The sequence below is a fragment of the Pseudomonas sp. 43A genome (assembly GCF_013363935.1).
GTDB lineage: Bacteria > Pseudomonadota > Gammaproteobacteria > Pseudomonadales > Pseudomonadaceae > Aquipseudomonas > Aquipseudomonas crudilactis.
In genome coordinates this window covers 3,596,027-3,620,518 of the sequence record NZ_CP054880.1, presented here as the reverse complement: position 1 = coordinate 3,620,518, position 24,492 = coordinate 3,596,027, and the positions used below count along the sequence as shown (strand labels likewise).

The window sequence follows — 24,492 nt, the reverse complement described above, 5'->3', positions numbered from 1 at the left end:
TGTTTCTTCCTTGTCTATCAGTGCGTGAGCGCGGCTTGCGGCGCGTCGAATTGAGTCTTGTAAAGCTCATCACCGAACCCCTGAGCCAGTTCATCGAACTTGACCCGGGCGCTGCCCGCGAAGGGCTGGCGGATCTTCATCACCTCGGCCACGTCGATGTTTTCGTAGGCAGTGAGGATCTGTTTGGCGACGCCGTACATCTGCTGATTCTTGACTGAACATTGCTGCACTTGTGTGTCACGTTCAGCCAATTGCGCTTGAAGCTTAGACCGTTCTGCCTCTTTGGCACGGGCCATGACCAGCAACTCGTCATAGGCCTTTTTGAACTTGCCGGTCTGCTCGGCGCTGGCCGCCACTTGTGCCTGCGCCTGGCTGTGCAGGCTCTGTTGCTGTCCGGCCAATTGCTCGGCGACGCCTTTGGCCTTGGCCAGTTCAGCGCTCAATTGCTTGATTTGCGCCTGCGCAGCCTTGGCTTCGTTTTGCGCCGCCAATTGCGCGGCGCTGGCCTGGGCCTGTTGACTTTGCAGGGCCTGCAACTGCTGCGTGGTGCTGCGCAATTGCGTGCGCAGGCGTTCTTCCATGCCTTCGGCATGCGCTCCAGTGGCGATCAAAAGCCCGAGCCCGAGCCACACAAATCGCGTTTTCATAACCCTCTCCCGGCGCCTTAGAAGCGCGTGTTGATCTCAAGCTGCAAGACGTCGATGTCGAACGGCGCGCCGTACACCGCTTCGGTGCTCATCCAGCGACCGGTGGCGTAAACGTTCTTCGCCAGACCGTAGTTGCCGCCGATGAAGTAACCCTTGGCGTTGGTGCCGCCGAGGTGGAACGACGAGTCGTTGAAGCCGTCCGGCAAGGCATCCGGCTGGATGTATTTGTAGCCAGCGAACATGTTCCAGTCGCCCTGCTTTTTCAGGTCCAGCGCGCTGCCGAGGGTGAACTGCACCATCCATGCGTTGGCGCCGCTTTCGATGTCGCCGTTGCTGTCGAGGTTGTTGACGATCTGCCCGGCCGAGCGCTTGCGCATGTCGCCTTCGTCGTACGCGAGGTTGTGGATGTAGTTGCCCTGGCTGCGCAGTTTGAAGTCTTCCGGCAAGTCGGCGTCCCACACTACGTTCAAGTCCAGCAGATTGAATTCGGAAGCGAGGCCAACGAATTGCGGCTGCGGAGTGGTGGTCGGGTTGAGCGGGTTCGGCGTGATGTCGCGCAGCAGGAACACGCTGTTGCCCTTCTGCATGAATGCCGCACGGCTGCCGTCGCTGTCGCAACCCGGTGCGCCGGCCCACGGTTCGCAAGGGCTGGAACGCTGGCCTTGAATGTCGTCGAAGCGGTAGTAAGCCAGCGCGCCTTTCAAGCGGTTGTTGCTGTTGATTGCCCATTTGGCGCCGATCTGCGCGCCATACAGCCACTTGTTGTCGCTCTCTTCCTTGTCGAAGCCGTTGCTGCTGGCGGTGTCGTTGGTGTAATCCACCGGGAACGCGCCGACGGTGCCGAACACGCCCCAGTCGCGGTTGAGTTTGTGGTCGAAAATCGCTGCCACACCGTCGAAATTCAAGTCGTTGGAATAGAGCATGTCGGTGGACATGAACGGGTTGGCGAAGCGGCCGCCGGTCAAGGTCAGCTCATCGGTCGGCTTCCAGTTCAGGTAACCCTGATCGAGCCAGATGTCTTTCTTGGCGAAGCCGCCGCCGAAGCTTTGCGTGGTCGATACCGGGTTGTTGTCGGAGCCGGTGCCGATGCGAATGCCAGCGGTCCATTGCGGCGAGATTTCGGCTTTCATGCCCAGTCGCGCACGAATGCGGAACTGGTTGGTGCGGTCTTCGCGGGTATTGAGCAATGGCGGCAGATTGGTGCTGCTGTTGGGGTTTACGTCGTATGGGCCGTTGTTGTTGAGCTTGGCGAAGTCGACGATCTCGTTGCTGTTGCTGTCCGAGTAGTAGCGCGACTCGTCACGCAGACGAATATCGCCGTCGAAACTGATGCGCGCGGCCCATTCCGGGAAGCTGTTGGGCGCGGCCCAGTTTTCCTGTTTGGCGGTGGCCATGACTTCGGCTTTGACCTGGTCACGGATCTGGTCACGCACCGCTGCCGGCACATATTGCACACGGACATCGCCCGGCGCCGCCACTGGCCCGGCGGCCACGGCGGTGGATGCCGCAGCCTGTTTCGCCTGGGCCGCTTCGTTCTGCGCCTGAGCGATCAGCGCGTCGGCCTTGTCCTGTTTCAGAATGCCCTGCTCGACCAGCAAGCGGATCAGATTGATCGTGGCGTTCTCCGAGGGCGCAGGCGCTGCCACGGCCTGACCGACCAGGGTCGCAATGACCATGCCGACCGCCAGGGACAATCGATTCACGTTGGAAATCATCTGCACACAACTCCTTTTGCCAAAGCGTAAATAAATGAATTAACCCGGACGCCGCCCTTGCAGGGACAGGCGCACAGGCAAAGTGATGGAGGCTGGAGGCCGTTCGCTCAGGGCCGGCGCACCACGCAGCGCGGCCAACACCTGCGTATCAATCTCGGGGTTGCCGCTGGATTTGATCAGCTCGACCCGGGTGATCTCGCCGACGCTGCTCAGCCAGACATCGGCCTGCAGCGAAAACGCGAGGTTGCGCAGTTCGGGGTTCTCACGTAGCAAGCGCTGGAAGGTGAACGCCAGAAACTGGCTGTACGTCCCCGTGCCCAGACGGCCGCCACCGGCACCGGCCATGCCGCCACCCTTGCCCGCGCCGATGTTGAAGGCGTCGTTGCCGGACTGCGCATCGCCGTCCATTTGCATCGGGTTGGCCAGATCGTCCGCCGGCGATGGCGGCGCTTCTTCCTCGGGCTTGACCTCTTCTGGCTCGGGCGTCGGTTCTGGCTCGACGACTTTCTCTTCCACCGGGGTTTCCGGTTCCGGCGGCTTTTCCGGCGGCGGAGGTGGCGGTGGCGGCAACGGAATGATCGTCGGCACCTTCGGCGCTTCGCGGCGGATGCCACTCATGTCGTTGGCCCATTGCCAGAGGAACCACGCGGCGAGTGCGCCGATCAGCAAGCCGGCGCCCCACTTCGCATAACGCAGCGCTGGCTTCTTCACCGGCAGCGGCTCGATCGGGAGTTGTGCGCTCATGACTCAGCCCTGACTCGTTTTGCCGGTGACGAGACCGACCTGGGACAGTTCGAGCCGGCGCAACAGATCCAGCACTTCGATGACTTTCTGGTACTGCACCGTCGCGTCGCCGCGCACGATCACCGGGAAATCCGGGCTCTGCGCCTTCTCGATGCGCAGGCGTTCTTCCAGCTCGGCCAGCGTCACCGGGTAGGCATCGAGGAACACCTGGCCGCCGTCATTGACCGAAATCGCCTTGGTCTTGGCCTCGGACAGCGACACGGATGCGCTGGCCTTGGGCAGGTTGATCTGGATCCCGGAAACCTGCGCGGTGGCGGTGAGGATGAACATCACCAGCACCACCATCAACACGTCGACCAGCGGGGTGATGTTGATGCTGTCCACCGCTGCATCTTCGTCATCGTCGTGGGAGGCATTTACAGACGCCATGTCATTGCTCCTCAGGCCGGTACAGAGTGGTTGGCGTGATGGCTGCGATGCGCCGACTCACTGAACTGGCTCTCGCCATGCATCTCCGCCAGCCGGGTGATGAACTCGTCGACGAACACGCGCATGTCGGCGCTGACTTCCTTGTTGCGGGTGATCAGGCGGTTGTAGCCAAACAGCGCCGGGATCGCGACGAACAGGCCCATGGCCGTGGCCAGCAACGCGGCGGCCATACCCGGCGCGATGGCGTTGATATTCACGTCACCGGCCATCGCCGTGCCGAGGAACACCACCATGATCCCCAGCACGGTGCCGAGCAGGCCGATGTACGGGCCGCCGGCGATTGCGTTGGACAAGGTCGAGAGTTTCGAACTCAGTTGCTGGTTTTCGCGGGTGCGCACGCCGTCCATGGAGCAGCGAATGGCTTCGATGGTCGCGGCGGAAACCGACGAGGTATCGGCGCCCTGCTCGCGACGGGTGCGGATCTCTTTGACCGCCACCAGATACAGACGCCACAGCGACGAATGCTGCAGGCGTTGGGCGAGTTGCGCGTCGTCGGCGAACATCTCCAGACGCGTGCCGACCTTGGCGAACTGCACGCGGAAGTCTTCGTTGGCGGCAGACACGCGGCTGAGGCTGCGGTTCTTGCGCAGCATGATGATCCACGACTGGAACATCATCAGCACCAGCACGGCGATGATCACCCAGGCGTCGATTGGCACGGCGTTGAGCAGGAAGCCGAGGCTGCCGAAACCGAAACCTGACTGTTCTTCGTCGACACCGTAAGCCACCAGTTTCGACTCGGCACCTTGCGAAGTCGCGTCCGCCAGCAACAGCGCTGCCGGGCGCGAAACCTTCGACAGACGCAATTCATCGATAGCGCCCACGAACGGCTGGAACGGACCTTCGTGCACGTCAGCGCCGATGGCCATGACCGAGTTGAATGCCGGCATCGCCAGAGCAAGCGTGGCCGCTTCGCGACCGTTGATGAACAGGGTCACTTTGGAGCCTTCAGCGGTCAGCGCGACATGCTGCCATTGACCCGGATTCAGCGCTTGGGTGGCAACGGCACGTTGACCGTCGATTTCCACAAACGGCACGCCTTGGTTGGCACCGATCAGCAGGCTGTTGGCGCCTTCACGACGGGCGAGAATCAGTTGTTCGCCACTGGCCTGATCCAGACGCAGCCAGGCACTGAAGGTAAACGCACTGCCGGCGTTGTGTTGCAGCGATGGGCTGGCCGGCAGCAACAACGGCTGGCCGCTGAACTGCAACGCGCGCCCTACTACGCCGTCAATCGCCGCGCCGGTGGCGCTTTGCGCTGTGTTGCCGTAGGCGGTGGTGTCTTTGGCCGGGGTGCCGGTGGCGCCGTCGAAGTGATACAGCGCGGTGTAATTCGGGTCGAAGGTCAGTTGGCCGTTGCCGGTCACCGGGGCCTTCTGATTGCCGTAGTACATCCAGATATCTTGACGCTGACCGCCCTCGACATTCGGCACATCGACCCAGATCAGCGCCATGCCCATCAGCGCGTCGAAACTTTCGATCTGGTGGTTGAGCACGGTCTTGTCATCGGCGGCGACGAAGCGCAGGTCCGAACCGTCCTCTTTCACCCCGTCAAAGGTGAAATTGCCGGTGTGCAGGCGAACCAACAGCGCGGTACGCCCGAGGGCCTGATTGATTGCCGCGCCTTGTGGCGTGGTGTCGACGGCGATCTGTTTGCGGTAATGCCAGTCGTCCTGCCACCAGGCCTGAGCCGTGGCCGGGAGCACGAAGCCCAGGCAGATCAACAACGAAAGGAAGAGGCGCTGCATGAACGTGCTCCTTGTCAGAAAGTGGCTTGAAGGTTGAAGTGCAGGCGCGATTCCTGTTTCGAGGTGTTCGGCCCTTCGAGTAGCGGGTAGCCCCAGTCGAGGCTGCCGGACAGCCATTTGCTCAGGCTGGCGCGGGTGCCGAGGCCGACGCTGGCCAGGGCGTAATTGGCGTCCTGATCGGGCAGTTCGTCGCGCAGGTAAAGTTGCGCACCTTCGGCGAAGGCATAGAAACGCCAGTCCTGCATCCACGTGCCGGCGTACTTGGCCAGCGACGGCGTGCGCACTTCCTGACTGAGCAACAAACCGTCATCGCCGGTGCGTTCGGCGGCCAGATAGCCGCGCACCGAAGTAGCGCCGCCGGCAGAGAATTGTTCGTTGGAAACCAGCGGCCCGGACGCGAGTTGGAACGCGGCTTTGCTTGCGCTCTGCCAGTCGCTGTCGAAGGTCCAGGTGTAATGGGTGTCGCCCTTGAGCACGGCGAAGCTCGGTTTGGCGCGATAGCGTTTGTAGTCGAAGTCTTCGTCGGAACTGCCGTAACCGAAAATGCTGCGAGTGGCGGCGACCAGGCTCAGGCCGAGGCCGAGCTGGCTCTTCTCGCTGTAGCGATAGCCGTTGTAGGCGAAGGTAAAGGGTGCGTATTGCAGCGGGACTTTGTCGCTCTCACCGGACAAGGTCAGGCGTTCGTCGAAGTCCTTGAAGTCGATGCCGGCGGACAGCGAGTTCGACCAGTTGCCGCTCGACGGCAGCGTGTAAATCGCCGAGACGCCGTAGCTGTGGCCCTTGCCGAGCACGTTGCTGCCGCCGATGGTGGCGACGTTGCTGTCGGACTGGTAACCGGAGAACTGCACGCTCCAGCGCTCGGTCAGCGGCGCGGTGTAGGAGCCCGACCAGACCTTGGCGTTATCGGTGTCCTGCGGCGCGGTGAAGTACGTCAGCGAGATGCTGTGGCCGAGTTGCCAGAGGTTGTTGTAGCCGAGGCTGGTGACGGTGCGCAGCTTTTCCGTGTCGGCGCTGTAGTCGTTGTTGAGGCCGACGCTGGCGGTCCACGGGTTCTGGTCTTCGACCTGCAAATCGACGTCCATGGTGCCGGGGCGCTGACCTTCGCGCACCAGCGGCATCACCTGTCGGCCCGGGGTTTTGTTCAGTTGCGCCAGTTCGCCCTGAATCTTGGCGAAGTCCGGCACCTCGCCTTCTTTCAGCGCCGGGACGTCGTCGCGGATGTCCAACGGCGAATAGTGTTTGGCGCCGACCACACGTACCCGGCCGACCTTGGTTTCGCTGACTTGCAGATAAACGATGCCGTCGGCGACGGCTTGCTCCGGCAACTCGACGAACACCGATTGATAGCCGCGTTCCTGATAAGCCTTTTGCAACGCGTCCCGAGCACCTTCGATATCCGTGAGGGCTTTTTGCGGGCCGAGAAACGGGTACACCGCTTCTTCAATGGCGCGCGCATCGAGCACGGTGTTGCCGCGCACGAAGTATTCGTTGACGTCGACCAGACGCTGCGCCGCTGCGTTTTCATTGGCCTCTTCGGCCAATACCGGCTGCGCGCCCGCCGTCACCAGCAGCCAGCCCCACAGCGCCAGCCGTGACTTGAAAATCGGTTCCACACTACCCCCTGAATTCGCGATGACCTGTTGGCGTTTCGAACGCCGCGTGTATGGCGTCAATTGCTGGCTGTCGAGGCGCAGGCGTGTTTGCCCAGCCATGTGTGCAAAAGCGCGAAGTTCAGCGAGAACTCGGGCATTTGCAGCAAGGCACCGCAGAACACTTCGCCGATGATTTTTTGAATGAGCAGCACCGCGCGCGGCTCGTTGAGCAACGTGGCGATGTCGCGACTGAGGGCGTTGAAGCTCCAGACTTTCTGGTTCAGGCCGAGGCCGACGAACCAGCGGAACAGCAGGTTGTAATTGAGCTGTTCATACAGTTGCTGCTCGCTGGGCACCGAATAGAGCAGTTGCAGGAGCAGGATGTGCATCACCGTTTGCGCGGGAATCAGCATGCCCGGCTCGGCATTGAGGTCGTGCAGGAGTTCGCGGTGGGCGTCGAGCAAGTCGTCGATCTGCGGGCGCAGCAACACCAGCGAATGGCCCGGCGGAATGTAACTGGACACCTCTTTCAAGGCGCCCTGCCAGTCATCCTGCGAGACAATCCAGACCCACGGCGCGCCGTAGCGATACACCGAAACCGGCTTCTTGCGCGCCGCTTCGACGATCTTCGACAAGCGTTGATCGAGTTCCTGCATGCCCACTTTCGAGTAGCGTTCCATAGTCCCCATTGCCTCACTCCCGGCGTCCCGCCTCGGCTTGTGAAAAGCGCCCCGTTGGGCCCCTCAAGCGCGTTACATAGGCATGACCGGACTGGCGATGTGCTACCGAACTTTTGTCATAAAAGCTTCATTACAGAATTGCTAGGGATTTAACAGACAACACAAAACCCTGTGGGAGCGAGCTTGCTCGCGAAAGCGGTGTGCCAGTCGAGTAGAAGGTGACTGACAGGACGCCTTCGCGAGCAAGCTCGCTCCCACAAGGGGATTTGTGGTGATTTGGGGTCAGGTGTAGACCGGCCAGGTGTCGACGATTTTGCCGTTGCGCACGGCGAGCAGATCGCCGAATTGCAGGAGTACGGCTTCGGTCTGGGTCGGGCGCAGGAACACCTGGTCTTCCACAGAGAGGCCGACGGCACTGGAGCCGTTGACCATTTCCTGATTGGAGCTGCGGCCATACACGCCGTTGCTTTGCAAACCAGCGGGCGATTCGAGCTCGGCCATCCAGTTACCGCCATAGATGAAGAAGGTCTGGCGCTGATTCTGGTCCCACCACGAAAACAGCTTCGACTTGTCATCCAGCGCCGGAATGTTTACCGCGCCAGTGCTTTTCAACACGGGCGTAGCGATGTAAGTCGCGGGGACGTGCCCGCTGAGCGATGGCAAATCGTAGTGAGTTGGTTTGAGCATCGCCGTGCCCACGGAAACCTCGCTGCTGAGCTTTTCGTTTTCGTGAATGCGATAACTCGGGCTGCCGGCGGTATTCAGGCACAAGCCGTCGTGCCACAACGCGGGAAACTGCTGGCGGGTGAAATCCACGCAACGCTGATAAATCACCATGACCTTGGCAAACAGTTCCTCGGGCGAGCCAAGAATCCCCGGCACCCCCATGCCCACGAACGGGTCGTAGCCCATGAACCCGGCGAACTCCAGATGTTGGGGGTTGGCGCTGATCAGCGTAAACATCTGCCCAAGGACATTCACATCACTGACCCCACCGCGATGCAGGCCGACATCCAGTTCGATGTTGATGCGCATCCGTGTGCCCAAACCCTGAGCCAGCGCAAGGTATTGCTGCAAACGTTCGGGGCCGTCGAGCAACCATTGCAGTTGTTTCGCAGGATCGAACGAGCCTTTGTGGGCTTGATAAAACAGCTCTGCCGAACGCACCGGCAACGGCTTGCCGAGCAGAATGTCGGACTGCGGAAAAACCTGCGCATCGTGATTGAGAAACGGCTGATGAAACGACATCAGCTTTTGCGTGCCGGCACGTTGCGCGATGTAGCTCAATAGCCCCGGCGCGGGCAGCGACTTCTCCACCAGCCGCAGGTGTTTACCACCGCGTTTGACCGACTGCATCACCACATCAATGTTGTGATCGAGACGATCGAGATCGATCAGCAGCACCGGGCGCATAGGCCCTTTACCCCTCAACTCTTTGTTCAGTGCGCGGAAATATTCGCTGTACGGCGCGCCTCGATCGCCCGGTCGCAGCCACGCGCCAACCCCTACCAACAACGCGCCGACACCCAAAGTGCCAAGCAGAAAATTGCGCCGATTGACCGCCATCAGCTAACCCCCAGAATCGACGCCAGATGCGCATTGAGAAAGCGTCCACTCGGATCCAGCGCCTGGCGCACGTCGACAAATTCGCGCCAGCGTGGATACAACGGCTGCAGGTTTTTCGCGTTGAGCGTGTGCAACTTGCCCCAGTGCGGCCGGCCGTTGTACTTCCAGAAAATCGGCTCGATCGCCGCGAAGAAGTTGTGATGATCCATCTGATAATGCTGGTGCACCGAGATCGAACAGCTGTCGCGTCCTTCGAACATGCTCAACGGAATGTTATCCGCCTTGACGTAGCGGTACTCGATGGGAAACCAGGTACGCAGATCCTTGTCCTGAATCAGCTTGAGAATTTCGCGCAGGCACGCTGGGCCGTGTTCGGCGGGGACCGAATACTCCATTTCATTGAAACGTACGGTGCGCACGTTGGCGTAAATGTCGAACGAGTCGCCCACGCGGTCATCGAAACTGGCCAGATGGCGCAGGCTGTTGAGCAGCGTGCGGCGCAGGTCGGGGAAGTCGCTGGCGTACTTGTCGATCTTCTCGATCAGAGTGACGAACTCGTTGCCGCCCTCCTCCTCGGGCGGAATCGGTGGTGTGGCCGGGTCGTCGGTTTCGTTGAGGGCGATGGACAAGGCGTAGTCGGAATGGGTGACGACGAGCATTTCCCAGTGTTGGTTTTCACTTGTGTTCTTTTCGAGGTCCTCGAGCAACTCTTCGGTCTTGGCGATCCATTGGCGCTCGCGCAAGCGATAAGCCGGGCGGTTTTGCAGGCGGATTTTGGTGGCCACGCCGAGTGCACCGAGGGAGACGCGTGCGGCGTTGAATATTTCGGGATGGCGCTGGCTGTCGCAGTCCAGTACTTCCCCATTGGCTTTCACTAATTGCATGCCGCAAACGTGCGCCGAGTAGGACTGAAAGTGTTTGCCGGTGCCGTGAGTCGACGTGGCAATGGCCCCGGCGAGGGTCTGGTAATCGATATCGGCCATGTTCTGCAGGGCCTGACCAATGTCTTTCAGCGGCAGGCCCATGCGTGACATCGGCGTGCCGGCGGCGAATTCGGCTTGCAGGGTTTTCGCATCGTGGTCGAGCAGTCCGTTGAAATAGCTCAACGACAACAGCGTGCCGTCGGTGGGCACTAGCGCGCTGAACGAGTGCGCCGAACCGACCGGGCGGATCTTGCCTTGTGCCTGCTTGATGACGGTTGTCAGTTCATCGAGATTTTTCGGCGCCAGCCGCGCCGCTGGCAGGCAACTTTGCCCGCCCGACCAGTTGCGCCAAGGAATCAAGCGCGGCGCGCGCAGCAATTGGCCCAATGCCGGGTTACTGGCCAACGCACTGAACGCGCCGACAATGCTCGCCCGTTGCAACAACTGACGCCGTGTCAGATCCATGGTCATGCCGGGCACCTTATTCTGGGAGGGGCTGGTCGGCCATGAAGCCGATCAATTGCAGGAATTGTTCTTCCGAGCACTCGACGCACTGGCCCATCGGCGGCATGCCGTTGTAGCCGTTGATGGCGTGGTCGAGCAGCGTGTCGCTGCCCTGCCGGATGCGCGGCTCCCAGGCTTTGCGGTCGCCGGTGAGCGGTGCGTTGGCGGCCGGGTTGGCGTGGCAGAGCTGACAGCTGTTGGCGTAAATCTGCGCCAGTGCCGGGTCTTTCGGCGTAGCGTTGCTATTGACGCTGGCCGGGGGCTTGGGGTCTTCACCGCAACCAGGCAGCGCCACGGCCAACGCCAGCAGTAGAGTGAGTCGGATTGCCCGCATAACGGCCTCGCTTATTGTTGTGCTCACACCTTAAGGCAGCGGCTGCAACGGGTTGAGGGCATTGCGGGACAGTGAGGGGGGCAAACGGGGCCAGCTCTCGCCCCGATGATAGTTCCCGCGCTCTGCGTGGAAACGATCATCAAGCCAGCCCCCTCTGCTCTGCGCCTTTGCGTGACATTCCAGTGACATTTGCGGGTTTAAATTTCGGCGCATTCAGGCGTATAACCTGTAGAGACTTTTGATCTGCATGCGGACATCAACACGGGGTAGCGACATGACCACAGCAAACATCCTTGGCAACCTGTTCCCTTCTGTCGGCGACATCCCGGAAAAATACCGCCTCGACGCTCAGGTCGAGCAACGCGAATATCTGGTCGACGGCCAGTTGCGCCGCTGGGACGGCCCGCTCGCCACCGTGCGCAGTCCGGTCTATCTGAAAGGTGACGCCGGCGACGAACAAGTGATTCTCGGCAGCACGCCGCTGCTCGATGCCGACACCGCCCTCACCGCCCTCGACGCCGCCGTCCGCGCCTACGACCGTGGCCAGGGCCTGTGGCCGACCATGCGCGTAGCCGAACGCATTCAGCACGTCGAAGCCTTCCTCGGCCGCATGCGCCAGCAGCGCGATGCCGTGGTGAAGTTGCTGATGTGGGAGATCGGCAAGAACCTCAAGGACTCGGAAAAGGAGTTCGACCGCACCTGCGACTACATCGTCGACACCATCAACGCACTCAAGGAACTCGACCGCCGCTCCAGCCGTTTCGAGCTGGAGCAGGACACCCTCGGGCAGATCCGCCGCGTGCCACTCGGCGTCGCCCTGTGCATGGGCCCTTACAACTATCCGCTGAACGAAACCTTCACCACGCTGATTCCGGCGCTGATCATGGGCAACACCGTGGTGTTCAAACCGGCCAAGCTCGGCGTGCTGCTGATCCGTCCGCTGCTCGAAGCGTTCCGCGACAGCTTCCCCACCGGCGTGATCAACGTGATCTACGGCAGCGGCCGCGAAACCGTCAGCGCACTGATGGCCAGCGGCAAGATCGACATCTTCGCCTTCATCGGCACCAACAAGGCCGCCAGCGATCTGAAGAAACTCCACCCGAAACCGCACCGTTTGCGCGCCGCACTGGGTCTGGATGCGAAGAACCCGGGCATCGTCTTGCCGGAAGTCGATCTCGACAATGCTGTCAGTGAAGCAGTGACCGGTTCGCTGTCGTTCAACGGCCAGCGCTGCACTGCTCTGAAAATCCTCTTCGTCCACGAAGACGTGGTCGACAGCTTCATCGAAAAATTCAACGCCAAACTGGCCACGCTGAAACCGGGCATGCCGTGGGACAGCGGCGTGTCGCTGACGCCGTTGCCGGAGTCGGGCAAGGTCGATTACCTGCACGGGCTGGTGGCCGACGCGCGCAGCAAGGGTGCCGAAGTGGTCAACCCCAATGGCGGCGAATCCCGCGAGTCGTTCTTCTACCCGGCAGTGCTGTACCCGGTGAATCCGCAGATGCGTGTGTATCAGGAAGAACAGTTCGGTCCGGTCGTGCCGATCGTGCCGTACCGTCATCTCGATACCGTGATCGACTATGTGCTGGAGTCGGATTTCGGCCAGCAGTTGAGCATCTTCGGTACCAACCCGGTGGCAGTCGGACGGCTGGTCGACACATTCGCCAACCAGGTCGGGCGGATCAACCTCAATGCTCAGTGCCAGCGCGGTCCGGATACCTACCCGTTCAATGGCCGCAAGAATTCCGCAGAAGGTACGCTGTCAGTACACGATGCATTGCGGGTGTTTTCGATCCGCACACTGGTGGCAACCAAATTCCAGGACAGCAACAAGGATCTGATCAGCGAGATCATTCGCGGTCGCGATTCAAGCTTCCTGACCACCGACTACATCTTCTGACGAGGGCCTTGCACTGAGTACGTTCAGCACCTACCGATTGCCGCCACTGTTGCGTCGAATTCTGCGTCCGCTCCTGGATCCGTATCGCCGCTACCGACACGCCCGCTTGATCCACGCGGTGCGGGTGGCATTGGGGTTGCTGGCGACGATTGTGCTGACCACCGGCATCAACCTGCCCCACGGTGAGTGGGCATCGGTGACCATGCTGGTGGTCATCGGCGGTTTGCAGCACCACGGCAACATCGGCAAGAAAGCCGCCGAGCGCGCCACCGGTACTTTGATCGGCGCCGGCGTCGGTTTGTTACTGGTGGCGCAGCATGCGTGGCTCGGCATGCCATGGCTGACCTACTTTGCGATGGCGGTGGTCTGTGGCTTCTTCTCCTATCACGCCATCGGCAAGGGCGGCTATACCGCCCTGCTCTCGGCAATTACCGTATTCATTGTCGCCGGGCATGGCGACAACCCGATCACCGACGGCTTGTGGCGTGGCGTCGATATTCTCATCGGTATTGCGCTGGCGCTGGCATTCTCCTTCGCTCTGCCGCTATACGCGGTGTACTCGTGGCGCTACAACCTGGCCGATGCCTTGCGCGATTGCGCGACGGTATACAGTCGAATCATCAACGGCCAGCCGGTCAGTGCCGACGAGCACCTGAAGCTGATGAGCCGTTTGAGCGCGGTGATGGTGCAATTGCGTTCGCTGATGCCGTCGGTGTCCAAGGAAGTAAAGATCTCCATGACCGAGCTCGATGCGATCCAGCGCAACCTGCGCATGTGCATCAGCACCCTGGAAATCCTCGGCAACACCCGCCCCGATGCCAACGACCCCGAAGCCATGGCTCATCTGCAATCAGCGTTGAAGGCCGAACACCGCATGATCCGCGTGCAATTGATCGGCATGGCCCGCGCCTTGAAATCCGGTGCGATACAGCGCCTTGATCGTCCGCTGGCGTTACCGGACGCCAGCCTTGATGCGCCGGTCTACAGCGCGCTGGACGGCTATCGTCTGTTGACCCGGCAACTAGCGGCGAACATCGCCGAGATGCGCCAGCGCCTGGCCAAAACCGCACCGCGCTGGAACATCTGAGGTTTATTGCGCAGCCAGTCGACGCGCCTTGAAGCCCCAGCCCTGCTGCATGCCAGCGGCCGCGAGGAGAATCGCCGCCACGCCTAGCCATTGCAAAGTCTGCAAGCGATGACCGAACGCGAACCAGTCGACAAAAATCGCTGCAATCGGGTAAATGAAGGACAGTGCGCCGGTGAGCGCCGTCGGCAATTTCTGGATGGCACCGTACAGCAACACATACATCAAACCGGTATGAACGATGCCCAGCGTCACCAGACTGGCCCACGCGCCTGGTGTTGGCGGCAGTGCGGAAAAATGCGCAAACGGTGCGAGCAACAGCACGCCGGTGCAGACCTGGATCAGTGCGATCAGATGTGGCGGTGTGCCGGTCAAACGCTTGATGATCAACGCTGCAATCGCATAGAGAAAAGCCGCACCCAACGCCAGTGCAATGCCCAGCAGATAGTCGTTACCGCTACCGCCCTGCGTGCCATGGGCGCTGACGATTGCCAGCATGCCCATGAAGGAAATCGCCAGCCAGAACAGCTTTTGCAGAGTGATTTTTTCGCCGAGAAACAGCGCCGCCAAGCCGACCAGCATGAACGGCTGCACGTTGTATACCGCAGTGCCAATGGCGATTGAAGCCCGCGAATACGAGGCAAACAGCAGCACCCAATTTCCGACAATCGCCATCCCGCTGAGCACCGCCAGCCAAAATGTCGTACGGGTCAGAATGCGCGGCCGCAGAAAACCGAATGCCGCGCAAATCAACAGCAAGGTAGCGGCACCGAATACGCAGCGCCAGAACACCACGTCCAGAACCGCTTGCCCGGAAACCAGCACGAACCAGCCAATCGTCCCGGATATCAGCATGGCAGCGGTCATTTCAAATGAGCCGCGACGGATCGGGTTGTCCATCTTCAATCTCCTCAGCATTTGGCGAAAGCGTGGCAAAAGTATGCCAAGCGGACACGGCATCGCTCCAGAGCAAAAGGCAGGCTAAACTGCTGATCTGCCTTTTTTATCGAGGGTGATTGTTAGAAATCGCCTAATCCAGGAGTTGAGTGATGACCGACGATATCGACCAGATTCTTATCAGCGCACTGATGGAGGATTCACGGCGTTCGCTCAAGGCGCTGGCGCAAATCAGTGGTTTGTCTTCGCCCAGCGTAGCCGAGCGTTTGCGCCGGCTGGAAGAGCGTGGCGTGCTCAAGGGCTACACCGTGGAAATCGACCCGAAATGCTTCGGCTATCAATTGCAGGCCATCGTCCGGGTACGGCCGCTGCCGGGGCAGTTGCAGGAAGTCGAGCGGCAGATTCTGTCGATTCCAGAATTCACCGAGTGCGACAAAGTGACGGGCGAAGACTGCTTCATCGCCCGCCTGCACGTACGTTCGATGGAACAGCTGGACATCCTGCTCGACCGCCTCAATACGCTGGCTGAAACCAACACAGCGATCGTCAAGAAGACACCGGTCAAGCGTCGTTTGCCGCCGATGGCCTAAGTGCTTTTTCCGCATGTTCGGCGTAGATTGAGGTTTTTCCGGCGAAGGATTGGCGGTAATGAGAATTCAGGCAATGGTGCTGGCAGCGTTGACGCTTGCCGGTTGCGGGACCGTACAGACCGTGGTGCGCAGTGATCAGGCTGCGGTGGACAGCCTCAAGGAGCAGAAAAGTTATTGCGGGGCGGTGCCAAGGATTTACAGCGGCCTCGCCTACGACTTTTGCAGCCTGCATGCGCCTCTGGGCAAGGGCGTTGATGCCGACGATTACAAAAACGCCGCGATTCCCGTGGTGTTGATCGATGCCGTGGTGTCCGGGGCACTCGACACGCTGTTGCTGCCCTACACCGTCTACAAACAGCAGACTGACGGCAGCATCGTGATCAACTGAAAAAGCCTGCGCACGCCGCAACGTGCGCAGGCTTTTCGCTTCTTACTCCAGCAGTTGCTGCAGGCTCGGGTCACGAATGACTTTCTGCAATGGCTTCGGCGTGGCGTTGTTGGTGGAATTGAGCATTTTCAGTTTCATGTCCGACGCTTTGCTGCACGCATTCTTGCCGTCAGCGTAGATGCCGCTCATGTCGCATTTCCACTCGAAGTAATTCACCAGACCGCCGGACAACTGCAGGCTGTAGTCAGTGCTTTGAGTGCCCGGCGTGAAAGCATGGCCCGCCGGAATGTTCTGGAACCACTTCATCCATTCAGGCGAACCCGGCTTCGGCGCATTGGCCTGGAACGTTGGATTCATGATCGCCACTTGCGGCGTTTCGGCGGTTGCATGGCAGCTCAGGCAGGAACTGTTGGGGTTGTCCACCGGACCATTGAGGCGACCGTTCCAGCCCAGATGGGTGGGTGGCAACTCCTGGGTCTTGGCGTTGATCGCTGTTTGTTGCAACGCGGGGTTGATCTTGGTTTGCGTCGGTTGCGGGTTGGTGAAGTCGTTGCCGATTTCTTCCGGATCGTTGCCCCACATGATCCCTACCGGGACGAGGTTGTCCCAGCCAGGCTTGCCGGTTTTAGCGCCGTTGTACTGAAAGGTGCCGAAGATCCAGCCAGTGGCACTCATGCGCTGATCGCGCACGGCGATGTCCATCTGGATCAATGCGACATCTTTGATCTTGCGATTGGCCGACGTGAACGTTTCGGTGACGTAGCCCTTCCACAACACCGGGTTCACCAGGAACGGCACGGTGCTGCGATCGATATCGGCGAACAGGGCTTTGCAGACTACGGTGCCGTCGGGGAAGCTGTTGGGTGCCGATGTGTATTTCGGATCAGGGTTGTTCGGGTCTTTCCAGACCTCTCCGATGGTATAGGCGCCGATGTCGTTATAGATGCCCACCGCGTAAGTCTGGCCGGTGGCGGTCTGCGTGGCGGCGAGTTGCTTGACCTGGATCTGCGCCTCTTTGGTCAGGCCGTGAATCCCTTCGCGTCCCAGCGGGCCGTAGTGCTGCCACGGCATGTGATACCACTGACGTTTTTTATTGTTCTGCACGTACCAATCAGCCTCGACGTTGCCTTCGAGGCAATAGGTTTTGACTTCCTCCATGTACGCACGCCAAGTCTCAAAATTGTTATCTGGCTTGGTCGGTAGATTCTTGAAAAAACCGGGTAGCGGTACTTGCGGCGCTGTTGCCGGGTAATTCTGGCTCAACTCAAACAGTGGGCCAGAGTATTGGCTGGAAGGTGGTTGATAGCCGAAGTCAGGATAGACGCCGGCGAGGGTTGACGCGCTGAACAGCGCGGTGGTGACGGCCAGTACAGCCAGTTTTCCTTGGGGCTGGTTCATCGATGATCTCCTTGATTGGGACAACGCCTGCAATGGCAGGGCCTCCATTATTTTTCTGGTATCAGGGTCCCGGTCGTTCGCCGGGATACGGTCACGGTGCATAGAATTTGGCGTGGTTCACCTCCCGGTTTTCACTGGACGAACGAATACAGTCGCTCTCGGCCAAAAGGCCTGGCGATCAACAGCAAGGGAAGTGAATGCGAGGGACGCAGGGATTACACGAGGGGTGCTGGTTAACGACTCCTGTCGATCAGGCTACTGCTCTTCCTTGGTATTTAGGTGTAGGTGATTTCCAAAAAGACGCCACTATTTTCAGATCATTTTATAGGTAAAAGGCCACTACGCTTTTCAGCGAGCAACAAAAAACCCGCCGAAGCGGGTTTTTTGTTGAAACGACTAACGATCAGTCGTCGCGGCTCATGATGCCAAAGATCTGCAACAAGCTGATGAACAGGTTGTAGATCGATACATACAGGCTGATGGTCGCCATGATGTAGTTACGCTCACCGCCGTGGATGATGGCGCTGGTCTGGAACAGAATGCAGACCGATGAGAACAACACGAAACCTGCGCTGATCGCCAGTTGCAGACCGCTGACCTGAAAGAAGAAGCTCGCCAGCGTTGCACCCAGCAACACGAAGAAACCAGCGGTGATGAAACCACCGAGGAAGCTCATGTCCTTGCGGGTGATCAGTACGTAGGCCGACAGACCACCAAACACCAGCGCAGTCATCGCAAACGCGGAGCTGACCACTTCAGCGCCGCCCTGCATGCCCAGATAACGGTTGAGGATCGGGCCGAGCAGGAAACCCATGAAACCGGTCAACGCAAAAGCGGACACCAGGCCCCACGCGGAATCACGGAGTTTGTTGGTGAGGAAGAACAGCCCGTAGAAGCCGATCAGCACCACGAAAATGTTCGGGTAGCCAACGCGCATCTGCTGTGCGACAAAAGCCATGACGCCGCTGAATGCGAGGGTCAGAGCCAGTAGGCCGTAAGTGTTGCGCAGGACGCGGCTAACCTCTAGCTGCTCAGCCTGCACGCTGTTATTAACTGCGTAATCCTGTTCGCGCATGGCGACACTCCTGTTGGTTTGAAACGTTCAGTCGCAAAGATCATAACAGACGCTCTGTAACAAGCCATGCAGAGAGTTTGACAGTGTGTTTCATTCAGGTATTATGGCGCCCGCAACGCAACGGAGGTGTGGCCGAGTGGTTTAAGGCAACGGTCTTGAAAACCGTCGACTGTAACAGGTCCATGAGTTCGAATCCCATCGCCTCCGCCATATTTGGTACCGACAAAGCCCTGATTATTCAGGGCTTTGTCGTTTCTGGCGTTCGGCAACTGAACCATCACCTTACTTCGGCTTGGCCCGATAAGTCGGCCGGTACTCGGTGTAATACACGGTGTTGTCTGGAATATCCTTGTTCACGAACGCCTGGGCGCCGATCGTCACGTTGTTGCCGATATTGATTTCACCGACGATGCAGACGTTTGCGCCGATTTCGACGTTGTCACCGAGGCGCACGTGACCTTGGGTATAGTCCTTGGAACCGATGGTGGTGTTCTGGCGAAGGCGAAGGTTTCGGCCGATGATGGCCCGATGGGTAATGACGATGCCGATGCGATGCGAGAAGCAGATACCCGGACCGATTTGTGCCGACAAACCAATGTCGATGTTGTGCTCGCGGATCAGTTTTCGATTTATCCGCTTTGCCCACTTCTTATAGTTCCAGAACCCGCGAGGCTTGTTGTGCAGGTACTGGGCAATCCTGAACCAGAAAACGTAGTGGTACCGTTCTTTGGCCAGAACCCTGTTGATCAGGGTGCTCAGTTTTACGCTGCCGTCTTCCTTGGTAGCAATTTCCTCCTTCAGGTAAGCGCACAGCTCCTTGAAATCCCTCATTTATCTTTCCGAAATATTGGCCGATTGTGACGGCGTTAATCATGAGGCGGATTATGTCAGGGCTGAAATGGTATCGATACAGATCGTTATGCTTGATCGCTATCTGGAGAAGTGGTGGGTTGGAAAGAGCATCGCCTTCAGTGCAAGCAAGTCAATTCAGGGAAGTGCACCGTTTAATCCATGAGCCGCGGCGGTAAACTCCTGGCTCAGACCGCCGGCCCATTCGTACCTCGTCAGATTGACTGCGTTCATAATTCTCGACCGGGCAGGTTACTGACTAATTCAAACTTTCTCCGGCGAATACTTTTTGCCTTGCAGGACAGCAACGAATGCCGAAAAAACCACCCGTCGCCCGAGAGGCCGCCACCGCTGCCGACATCGAGCGCGCCATCCAGGCCTTGAACAAAATGGCCGAACGTCTGTGGGGCGATGGTCGAGAAGCAGAAGCCAAAGCGCTGCTCGACGCGCTGGATGCCTTGAACCGGGCGCTCGACCGGATCCGCATCGGCGAGAGTCGCCGAGCGGTGACACTTCATTGAGTCTTACGGCTTGAGAATCAACACGGGCTCGCCCTTCTTCACAACATAAGTCGCCAACTCCGAGCCCTTGTCCGAGCCAATGTTTTTGGCGATATGCGCAACCCCTTCCGGGATGAACAGCGAGTCACCCGCCTTCAGCGTCACCGGTGCCCTGCCCTCCAGTTGATATTCGAAAGTGCCGCTGATCACGTATGCCACCTCGACGCCCGGATGCGCATGCCTTGGTGAGGCCACGCCGGACTCGAAATCGACCCGCGCCTGGATCACTTCGCGATCCGCAGTGCCGAGGTCCTGGCGAACCAGATCGGTGCGGCTAAGTCCTTGCTGCCAGCTCTTGGGTTGCGTGTCAGCGGCGTGTGCGATGCCAGTCAGGGAAGCGAGAATGGCGGTGGTTGCCAGAAAGAGTGGACGGCGCATGATGTAGCCCTCTTGTGCGTAGTGGTGGTGTGACCTCTACTGTGTGTGGGGCATGTAGCGTGGATGTGTCGTGAACCCGTTGTTTGTTATTGGCATGTGTATCCGGTGGGGATTGATACACGCTTAAACAAACCTTTCGCTGGTTTGGCACTGCGCCAACAGCCATGTCCTCAAGGCGACGATTTTCTTCGAGTTGGCGGTTTCATGGGGCGTCACCAGATAGAAGCCCAGATCATCCTTCAGGCGCAAAGCGAAAGGCGCCACCAATCGTCCGGCTCGCAGGTCATCGTCGACATAGGTTGAGCGCCCGATGCACACGCCCTGCCCGTCAACGGCTGCCTGCACCGCCATCATCGCCAGGTCGAAGGTCAGTCGCGACCCTTTGGCCAGTTTCGCTGGCTGATCCGCCGCGCTCAGCCAGGTGTTCCAGTCTGCGGCGGTCATGCCGCTGACTTGCAGCATCGTGTGGTTGGCCAGATCGGCCGGCGTCTGTAGGGCCTTCCCACCCTTGAGCAAGGCCGGACTGCACACCGGGAAGATTTCATCGGACATCAGCCAGTCCGCACGCAAGCCCTTCCAGTCACCGCGACCATAACGAATCGCCGCATCAATCCCGCCATGGCGAAAATCCACCAGATCGGTGGCGGCGCTGACCCGCACTTCGATATCAGGGAACGTCTGCTGAAAGGCCGGCAGGCGCGGCAACAACCATTTGGACGCGACCGACACTAATGTGCTGATGGTCAGCACCGTGTTGTCGCGTGCCGCGAACAGCTGCTCCGTCGAGTAGCGCAACTCATGAAACGCCGAGCGGATGCCGGGCAAGTAAGCCTGCCCGGCTTCAGTCAGTGCCAGGCCGTCCTTGAGCCGCAAGAACAGCGACACACCAAGCTCCGCCTCAAGCCTGCGAATCTGATGGCTGATGGCGGTTTGCGTGACGTTCAGTTCTTGCGCAGCCTGAGTAAAGCTCATGTGCCGCGCGGCGGACTCGAAGGCTCTCAAGCCATTCAAGGAAGGTAATCTGGCGACCATATAGCGTTAAACACTCATGAGATTTTGTCATACGCTATCACTTGAAATGACCTTTGCGAAACGCTCAGTGACGATGGATTCTGGCGCCTTCTTTCAACAAGGATCTGCCATGAAACTGTATTTCGCGCCGATGACCTGCTCGCTGTCATCGCACATTGTGTTGCGGGAACTGGGCTTGCCGTTCGAGCTGATTCGCGTCAATAACCACAGCAAGCGCACTGCCGATGGCCGCGACTTTCGCGAGATCAATCCCAAGGGATACGTGGCTGCCTTGTTGCTGGATAACGGCGAGGTGTTGACGGAGGGGCCGGCGATTCTTCAATACCTGGCCGATCAGGTTCCGCAGCATAAACTGGCGCCGGCCAATGGCACGTGGGAACGCTCGCGTTTGCAGGAGCATCTGAACTTCATCAGCAGCGAAATCCACGGCGCCAGCGCGCCGCTGTTCAACAATGAGATCCCGGAGTCGATCAAGGCGATCTTCAAGCAAACACTGTTCAAGCGCCTGGACTTTCTCAGCCAGACACTCGCCCCCCAGGATTATCTGATGGGCACATTCAGCGTGGCCGACGCTTATTTGTTCACTGTCTTGCAGTGGCTGCCGACCTTCAATATCGACGTTGAAAACTGGCCGGTATTGGCGACCTACATTAAGCGCATGGCCGAGCGCCCAAGCGTACGCTCGGCCATCGCGGCAGAACAAGCCACGCATCCGGTCTGATCCGTGCCGATACGCAAACGGGCGATGTCGCCAATGAATCTGTAAACTGGCGCGATTTACTCGCTCAGACAAGGGATCAACATGGCCAGCCAAAACATCACCTTCACCCCGGATCCGGACGCAGACTCGATTTCTTCCGACGTAGCGACCTTCGCTGGGATCATGGTGTCGACCCAGATCCCGACCCGTGCCGATGGCAGCCTGGAACTGGGTGGCATCACCGAGCAAAGTGAGTGCACATTGCAAGCGTTGAAAGTCGCCCTGGAACGCGCCGGCAGCTCGATGGATCGGGTCATGCACTTGACCATCTACCTGACCGACATGGCTGATCGCGCTGCGTTCAACGAGGTTTACAAGCGCTTTTTCGCCAAGCCATGGCCGGTGCGCGCCGCTGTGGGTGTGGCCTCGCTGGCAGTTGAAGGCATGCGTGTGGAAGTCACCGCAATGGCCGCCAAGGCCTGAGACTCACTGCACAACCCCTTGTGGGAGCGAGCTTGCTCGCGAAAGCGTCAGTTCAGTCTCCATTGATGTTGAATGTCCTGCCGCCTTCGCGAGCAAGCTCGCTCCCACAGGGGTCAAGGTGACAATGCCCTGTGCCATCGGGTAGCACAGGCGTGCCGGGCGCGCGTTTCACGGGTAGAATGCGCGCCTAACCGTGACAGCCTGACTAAAAAAACTATGTCCTTGCCCAAGCATCATCTGGAATTGCTCAGCCCTGCCCGCGATGTCGCCATCGCCCGTGAGGCGATCCTGCACGGCGCCGACGCCGTGTACATCGGCGGCCCGAGCTTCGGCGCGCGCCACAACGCCTGCAACGAAGTCGGCGAAATCGCCGAACTGGTGGAATTCGCCCGCAAGTATCACGCGCGCATCTTCACCACCATCAACACCATCCTGCACGACAACGAACTGGAACCGGCACGCAAGCTGATCCATCAGTTGTACGACGCCGGTGTCGACGCGCTGATCGTTCAGGATCTGGGCGTGATGGAGCTGGACATTCCGCCGATCGAGCTGCACGCCTCGACCCAGACCGACATTCGTACGCTGGAGCGGGCGAAGTTCCTCGATCAGGCCGGTTTCTCGCAGTTGGTCTTGGCCCGTGAGCTGAACCTGCAAGAGATTCGCGCCATCGCCGACGAAACCGACGCCGCCATCGAGTTCTTCATTCATGGCGCGTTGTGCGTGGCCTTCTCCGGCCAGTGCAACATCTCCCACGCGCAAACCGGGCGCAGCGCCAACCGTGGCGACTGCTCGCAGGCCTGCCGTTTGCCGTACACCCTCAAAGATGAAAAGGGTGGCGTGATCGCCTACGAAAAACACCTGCTGTCGATGAAAGACAACAACCAGAGCGCCAACATCCGCGCACTGGTTGAAGCCGGTGTGCGCTCGTTCAAGATCGAGGGTCGCTACAAGGACATGGGTTATGTGAAGAACATCACCGCCTATTACCGTCAGCGTCTCGACGACGTGCTCGAAGACCGCCCGGACCTGGCCCGCGCCTCCAGCGGCCGCACCGCGCACTTCTTCCTGCCTGACCCGGAAAAGACTTTCCACCGTGGCAGCACTGATTACTTCGTTACTGATCGCAAGATCGACATCGGCGCTTTCGACTCGCCGACCTTCACCGGTCTGCCAGTCGGCACCGTCGAGAAAGTCGGCAAACGCGACATGCAGGTTGTCACGCAAGAGCCGCTGTCCAACGGCGATGGCTTGAACGTGCTGGTCAAACGCGAAGTGGTCGGTTTCCGCGCCAACATCGCCGAAGCCAAAGGCGAGTTCGAAGAAGACGGCGAGAAGCGCTACCGCTATCGCGTCGAGCCGAACGAAATGCCCGAAGGCCTGTTCAAGCTGCGCCCGAATCATCCGTTGAATCGCAACCTCGATCACAACTGGCAGCAGGCGCTGCAAAAGACGTCTTCGGAGCGTCGCGTGGCCTTGAGCTGGGTCGCACGTCTGCGTGAAGAACAACTGGAAGTGACCGCCACCAGCGAAGAAGGCATCAGCGCCAGCGTCACCCTGCCCGGTCCGTTCGGTGTCGCCAACAAGCCTGAGCAGGCGCTGGAACAATTGCGCGATCTGCTCGGCCAGCTCGGCACCACGCAGTACCACGCCACCGACATCAAACTGGATGCGCCGCAGGCGTTCTTCATCCCCAACTCGCAGCTCAAAGCCCTGCGCCGCGAAGTGATCGAGAACCTGACCGCTGCCCGTGTCGCCGCTCACCCGCGTGGCGGCCGTAAAGCTGAAACCAGCCCGCCGCCGGTGTACCCGGATTCGCACCTGACCTTCCTTGCCAACGTCTACAACCAAAAGGCGCGCGACTTCTACCACCGTCACGGCGTGAAGCTGATCGACGCCGCGTATGAAGCCCACGAAGAGCCGGGCGAAGTGCCAGTGATGATCACCAAGCACTGCCTGCGCTTCTCCTTCAACCTGTGCCCGAAACAGGCGAAAGGCGTAACCGGCGTGCGCACCAAAGTCGCGCCTATGCAGTTGATCCACGGCGATGAAGTGCTGACGCTGAAGTTCGATTGCAAGCCGTGCGAGATGCACATCATCGGCAAGATGAAAGGCCACATCCTCAACCTGCCGCAACCGGGCAGCGTGGTCGGCCACATCAGCCCCGAAGACCTGATGAAAACCATTCCGCGCGCACCGCACTGAGTGGACGGCAT

Annotated in this window: 24 protein-coding genes and 1 tRNA gene; 9 read left to right on the top strand and 16 right to left on the bottom strand. The window is 59.6% G+C overall.

The window, feature by feature from the left end:
• Window positions 1-17 precede the first annotated feature (17 nt).
• The 10 genes from HUW52_RS15915 to HUW52_RS15870 form a co-directional block, all read right to left on the bottom strand.
• Complete coding sequence (locus HUW52_RS15915; protein ID WP_175554212.1) at window positions 18-647, bottom strand: DNA repair protein; 630 nt, start codon at window positions 645-647, stop codon at window positions 18-20.
• 17 nt (window positions 648-664) lie between these two features.
• The gene (locus HUW52_RS15910) at window positions 665-2,362 is read right to left on the bottom strand and encodes a putative porin (RefSeq protein ID WP_175554211.1); all 1,698 of its coding nucleotides are present in this window, start codon (window positions 2,360-2,362) and stop codon (window positions 665-667) included.
• Between the two features lie 39 nt (window positions 2,363-2,401).
• Window positions 2,402-3,106 (bottom strand): energy transducer TonB, encoded by a 705-nt coding sequence (locus tag HUW52_RS15905; protein ID WP_150692666.1) that lies wholly within the window; start codon window positions 3,104-3,106, stop codon window positions 2,402-2,404.
• A 3-nt stretch (window positions 3,107-3,109) separates the two neighbouring features.
• Window positions 3,110-3,535, bottom strand: coding sequence for a biopolymer transporter ExbD (locus tag HUW52_RS15900; protein WP_175554210.1), 426 nt, complete (start codon window positions 3,533-3,535; stop codon window positions 3,110-3,112).
• An 11-nt stretch (window positions 3,536-3,546) separates the two neighbouring features.
• Window positions 3,547-5,343 carry a DUF2341 domain-containing protein gene (locus HUW52_RS15895; RefSeq protein WP_175554209.1) on the bottom strand — a complete coding sequence of 599 codons (1,797 nt, stop codon included), beginning with the start codon at window positions 5,341-5,343 and terminating at the stop codon, window positions 3,547-3,549.
• A 14-nt stretch (window positions 5,344-5,357) separates the two neighbouring features.
• Window positions 5,358-6,956 carry a ShlB/FhaC/HecB family hemolysin secretion/activation protein gene (locus tag HUW52_RS15890; RefSeq protein WP_175554208.1) on the bottom strand — a complete coding sequence of 533 codons (1,599 nt, stop codon included), beginning with the start codon at window positions 6,954-6,956 and terminating at the stop codon, window positions 5,358-5,360.
• A 56-nt stretch (window positions 6,957-7,012) separates the two neighbouring features.
• On the bottom strand, window positions 7,013-7,624 hold the full coding sequence (locus tag HUW52_RS30800) for a transposase (RefSeq protein ID WP_007915478.1): 612 nt from the start codon (window positions 7,622-7,624) through the stop codon (window positions 7,013-7,015).
• Between the two features lie 273 nt (window positions 7,625-7,897).
• Complete coding sequence (locus HUW52_RS15880; protein ID WP_175555687.1) at window positions 7,898-9,106, bottom strand: DSD1 family PLP-dependent enzyme; 1,209 nt, start codon at window positions 9,104-9,106, stop codon at window positions 7,898-7,900.
• A 74-nt stretch (window positions 9,107-9,180) separates the two neighbouring features.
• Window positions 9,181-10,509, bottom strand: a complete 1,329-nt coding sequence (locus HUW52_RS15875) for a D-arabinono-1,4-lactone oxidase (protein ID WP_175555686.1) — start codon at window positions 10,507-10,509, stop codon at window positions 9,181-9,183.
• Between the two features lie 76 nt (window positions 10,510-10,585).
• Complete coding sequence (locus HUW52_RS15870; protein ID WP_175554207.1) at window positions 10,586-10,942, bottom strand: cytochrome c5 family protein; 357 nt, start codon at window positions 10,940-10,942, stop codon at window positions 10,586-10,588.
• Window positions 10,943-11,216: 274 nt separating this feature from the next.
• On the opposite strand from HUW52_RS15870, the gene HUW52_RS15865 reads away from it, so the two are divergent.
• Together HUW52_RS15865 and HUW52_RS15860 are read left to right on the top strand one after the other, a co-directional pair.
• Window positions 11,217-12,842, top strand: a complete 1,626-nt coding sequence (locus HUW52_RS15865) for an NADP-dependent glyceraldehyde-3-phosphate dehydrogenase (RefSeq protein WP_175554206.1) — start codon at window positions 11,217-11,219, stop codon at window positions 12,840-12,842.
• 46 nt (window positions 12,843-12,888) lie between these two features.
• Window positions 12,889-13,929: an FUSC family protein gene (locus HUW52_RS15860; RefSeq protein WP_026000472.1), complete on the top strand. Its 1,041-nt coding sequence runs from the start codon at window positions 12,889-12,891 to the stop codon at window positions 13,927-13,929.
• A 3-nt stretch (window positions 13,930-13,932) separates the two neighbouring features.
• Here HUW52_RS15860 and HUW52_RS15855 read toward each other — a convergent pair whose 3' ends face one another.
• The gene (locus tag HUW52_RS15855; RefSeq protein ID WP_175554205.1) at window positions 13,933-14,826 is read right to left on the bottom strand and encodes a DMT family transporter; all 894 of its coding nucleotides are present in this window, start codon (window positions 14,824-14,826) and stop codon (window positions 13,933-13,935) included.
• Window positions 14,827-14,975: 149 nt separating this feature from the next.
• Between HUW52_RS15855 and HUW52_RS15850 the strand changes: the two genes are divergently transcribed.
• Both HUW52_RS15850 and HUW52_RS15845 read left to right on the top strand, forming a co-directional pair.
• Window positions 14,976-15,413, top strand: coding sequence for an Lrp/AsnC family transcriptional regulator (locus HUW52_RS15850; RefSeq protein WP_016983425.1), 438 nt, complete (start codon window positions 14,976-14,978; stop codon window positions 15,411-15,413).
• 58 nt (window positions 15,414-15,471) lie between these two features.
• Window positions 15,472-15,801 carry a YceK/YidQ family lipoprotein gene (locus HUW52_RS15845; RefSeq protein WP_026000473.1) on the top strand — a complete coding sequence of 110 codons (330 nt, stop codon included), beginning with the start codon at window positions 15,472-15,474 and terminating at the stop codon, window positions 15,799-15,801.
• A 42-nt stretch (window positions 15,802-15,843) separates the two neighbouring features.
• On the opposite strand, the gene HUW52_RS15840 is transcribed toward HUW52_RS15845, so the two are convergent.
• Entirely contained in the window at window positions 15,844-17,199 is a 1,356-nt protein-coding gene (locus HUW52_RS15840; RefSeq protein ID WP_016983427.1) for a hypothetical protein, read from the bottom strand.
• 403 nt (window positions 17,200-17,602) lie between these two features.
• Window positions 17,603-18,274 carry a Bax inhibitor-1/YccA family protein gene (locus HUW52_RS15835; RefSeq protein WP_007915443.1) on the bottom strand — a complete coding sequence of 224 codons (672 nt, stop codon included), beginning with the start codon at window positions 18,272-18,274 and terminating at the stop codon, window positions 17,603-17,605.
• Between the two features lie 122 nt (window positions 18,275-18,396).
• Here HUW52_RS15835 and HUW52_RS15830 point away from each other — a divergent pair.
• Window positions 18,397-18,484 (top strand) — tRNA-Ser (locus HUW52_RS15830).
• A 72-nt stretch (window positions 18,485-18,556) separates the two neighbouring features.
• Here the strand turns inward: HUW52_RS15830 and HUW52_RS15825 are convergent.
• Window positions 18,557-19,105 (bottom strand): serine acetyltransferase, encoded by a 549-nt coding sequence (locus tag HUW52_RS15825; protein ID WP_016983429.1) that lies wholly within the window; start codon window positions 19,103-19,105, stop codon window positions 18,557-18,559.
• Between the two features lie 329 nt (window positions 19,106-19,434).
• Here HUW52_RS15825 and HUW52_RS15820 point away from each other — a divergent pair, with 329 nt between their 5' ends.
• Complete coding sequence (locus HUW52_RS15820) at window positions 19,435-19,644, top strand: hypothetical protein (RefSeq protein WP_016983430.1); 210 nt, start codon at window positions 19,435-19,437, stop codon at window positions 19,642-19,644.
• A 3-nt stretch (window positions 19,645-19,647) separates the two neighbouring features.
• On the opposite strand, the gene HUW52_RS15815 is transcribed toward HUW52_RS15820, so the two are convergent.
• Both HUW52_RS15815 and HUW52_RS15810 read right to left on the bottom strand, forming a co-directional pair.
• Window positions 19,648-20,061 carry a cupin domain-containing protein gene (locus tag HUW52_RS15815; protein ID WP_175554204.1) on the bottom strand — a complete coding sequence of 138 codons (414 nt, stop codon included), beginning with the start codon at window positions 20,059-20,061 and terminating at the stop codon, window positions 19,648-19,650.
• Between the two features lie 123 nt (window positions 20,062-20,184).
• Window positions 20,185-21,093 carry a transcriptional regulator GcvA gene (locus HUW52_RS15810; RefSeq protein WP_175554203.1) on the bottom strand — a complete coding sequence of 303 codons (909 nt, stop codon included), beginning with the start codon at window positions 21,091-21,093 and terminating at the stop codon, window positions 20,185-20,187.
• Between the two features lie 109 nt (window positions 21,094-21,202).
• Between HUW52_RS15810 and gstA the strand changes: the two genes are divergently transcribed.
• The 3 genes from gstA to HUW52_RS15795 all read left to right on the top strand — a co-directional run bounded on the left by gstA (window position 21,203) and on the right by HUW52_RS15795 (window position 24,481).
• Window positions 21,203-21,814 carry a glutathione transferase GstA gene (gstA, locus tag HUW52_RS15805; protein ID WP_175554202.1) on the top strand — a complete coding sequence of 204 codons (612 nt, stop codon included), beginning with the start codon at window positions 21,203-21,205 and terminating at the stop codon, window positions 21,812-21,814.
• Window positions 21,815-21,895: 81 nt separating this feature from the next.
• A complete protein-coding gene (locus HUW52_RS15800) occupies window positions 21,896-22,276 on the top strand; it encodes a RidA family protein (RefSeq protein ID WP_016983434.1) in 381 nt (126 codons plus the stop codon).
• Between the two features lie 216 nt (window positions 22,277-22,492).
• On the top strand, window positions 22,493-24,481 hold the full coding sequence (locus HUW52_RS15795) for a U32 family peptidase (RefSeq protein ID WP_175554201.1): 1,989 nt from the start codon (window positions 22,493-22,495) through the stop codon (window positions 24,479-24,481).
• Window positions 24,482-24,492: the final 11 nt, after the last annotated feature.

Bases quoted from the DNA above. Each gene is read 5' to 3' on its own strand.
- HUW52_RS15915 (WP_175554212.1), bottom strand. From the start codon at position 647: ATGAAAACGCGATTTGTGTGGCTCGGGCTCGGGCTTTTGATCGCCACT.
- HUW52_RS15910 (WP_175554211.1), bottom strand. From the start codon at position 2,362: ATGATTTCCAACGTGAATCGATTGTCCCTGGCGGTCGGCATGGTCATT.
- HUW52_RS15905 (WP_150692666.1), bottom strand. From the start codon at position 3,106: ATGAGCGCACAACTCCCGATCGAGCCGCTGCCGGTGAAGAAGCCAGCG.
- HUW52_RS15900 (WP_175554210.1), bottom strand. From the start codon at position 3,535: ATGGCGTCTGTAAATGCCTCCCACGACGATGACGAAGATGCAGCGGTG.
- HUW52_RS15895 (WP_175554209.1), bottom strand. From the start codon at position 5,343: ATGCAGCGCCTCTTCCTTTCGTTGTTGATCTGCCTGGGCTTCGTGCTC.
- HUW52_RS30800 (WP_007915478.1), bottom strand. From the start codon at position 7,624: ATGGGGACTATGGAACGCTACTCGAAAGTGGGCATGCAGGAACTCGAT.
- HUW52_RS15870 (WP_175554207.1), bottom strand. From the start codon at position 10,942: ATGCGGGCAATCCGACTCACTCTACTGCTGGCGTTGGCCGTGGCGCTG.
- HUW52_RS15865 (WP_175554206.1), top strand. From the start codon at position 11,217: ATGACCACAGCAAACATCCTTGGCAACCTGTTCCCTTCTGTCGGCGAC.
- HUW52_RS15855 (WP_175554205.1), bottom strand. From the start codon at position 14,826: ATGGACAACCCGATCCGTCGCGGCTCATTTGAAATGACCGCTGCCATG.
- HUW52_RS15850 (WP_016983425.1), top strand. From the start codon at position 14,976: ATGACCGACGATATCGACCAGATTCTTATCAGCGCACTGATGGAGGAT.
- HUW52_RS15845 (WP_026000473.1), top strand. From the start codon at position 15,472: ATGAGAATTCAGGCAATGGTGCTGGCAGCGTTGACGCTTGCCGGTTGC.
- HUW52_RS15840 (WP_016983427.1), bottom strand. From the start codon at position 17,199: ATGAACCAGCCCCAAGGAAAACTGGCTGTACTGGCCGTCACCACCGCG.
- HUW52_RS15835 (WP_007915443.1), bottom strand. From the start codon at position 18,274: ATGCGCGAACAGGATTACGCAGTTAATAACAGCGTGCAGGCTGAGCAG.
- HUW52_RS15825 (WP_016983429.1), bottom strand. From the start codon at position 19,105: ATGAGGGATTTCAAGGAGCTGTGCGCTTACCTGAAGGAGGAAATTGCT.
- HUW52_RS15820 (WP_016983430.1), top strand. From the start codon at position 19,435: ATGCCGAAAAAACCACCCGTCGCCCGAGAGGCCGCCACCGCTGCCGAC.
- HUW52_RS15815 (WP_175554204.1), bottom strand. From the start codon at position 20,061: ATGCGCCGTCCACTCTTTCTGGCAACCACCGCCATTCTCGCTTCCCTG.
- HUW52_RS15810 (WP_175554203.1), bottom strand. From the start codon at position 21,093: ATGGTCGCCAGATTACCTTCCTTGAATGGCTTGAGAGCCTTCGAGTCC.
- gstA (WP_175554202.1), top strand. From the start codon at position 21,203: ATGAAACTGTATTTCGCGCCGATGACCTGCTCGCTGTCATCGCACATT.
- HUW52_RS15800 (WP_016983434.1), top strand. From the start codon at position 21,896: ATGGCCAGCCAAAACATCACCTTCACCCCGGATCCGGACGCAGACTCG.
- HUW52_RS15795 (WP_175554201.1), top strand. From the start codon at position 22,493: ATGTCCTTGCCCAAGCATCATCTGGAATTGCTCAGCCCTGCCCGCGAT.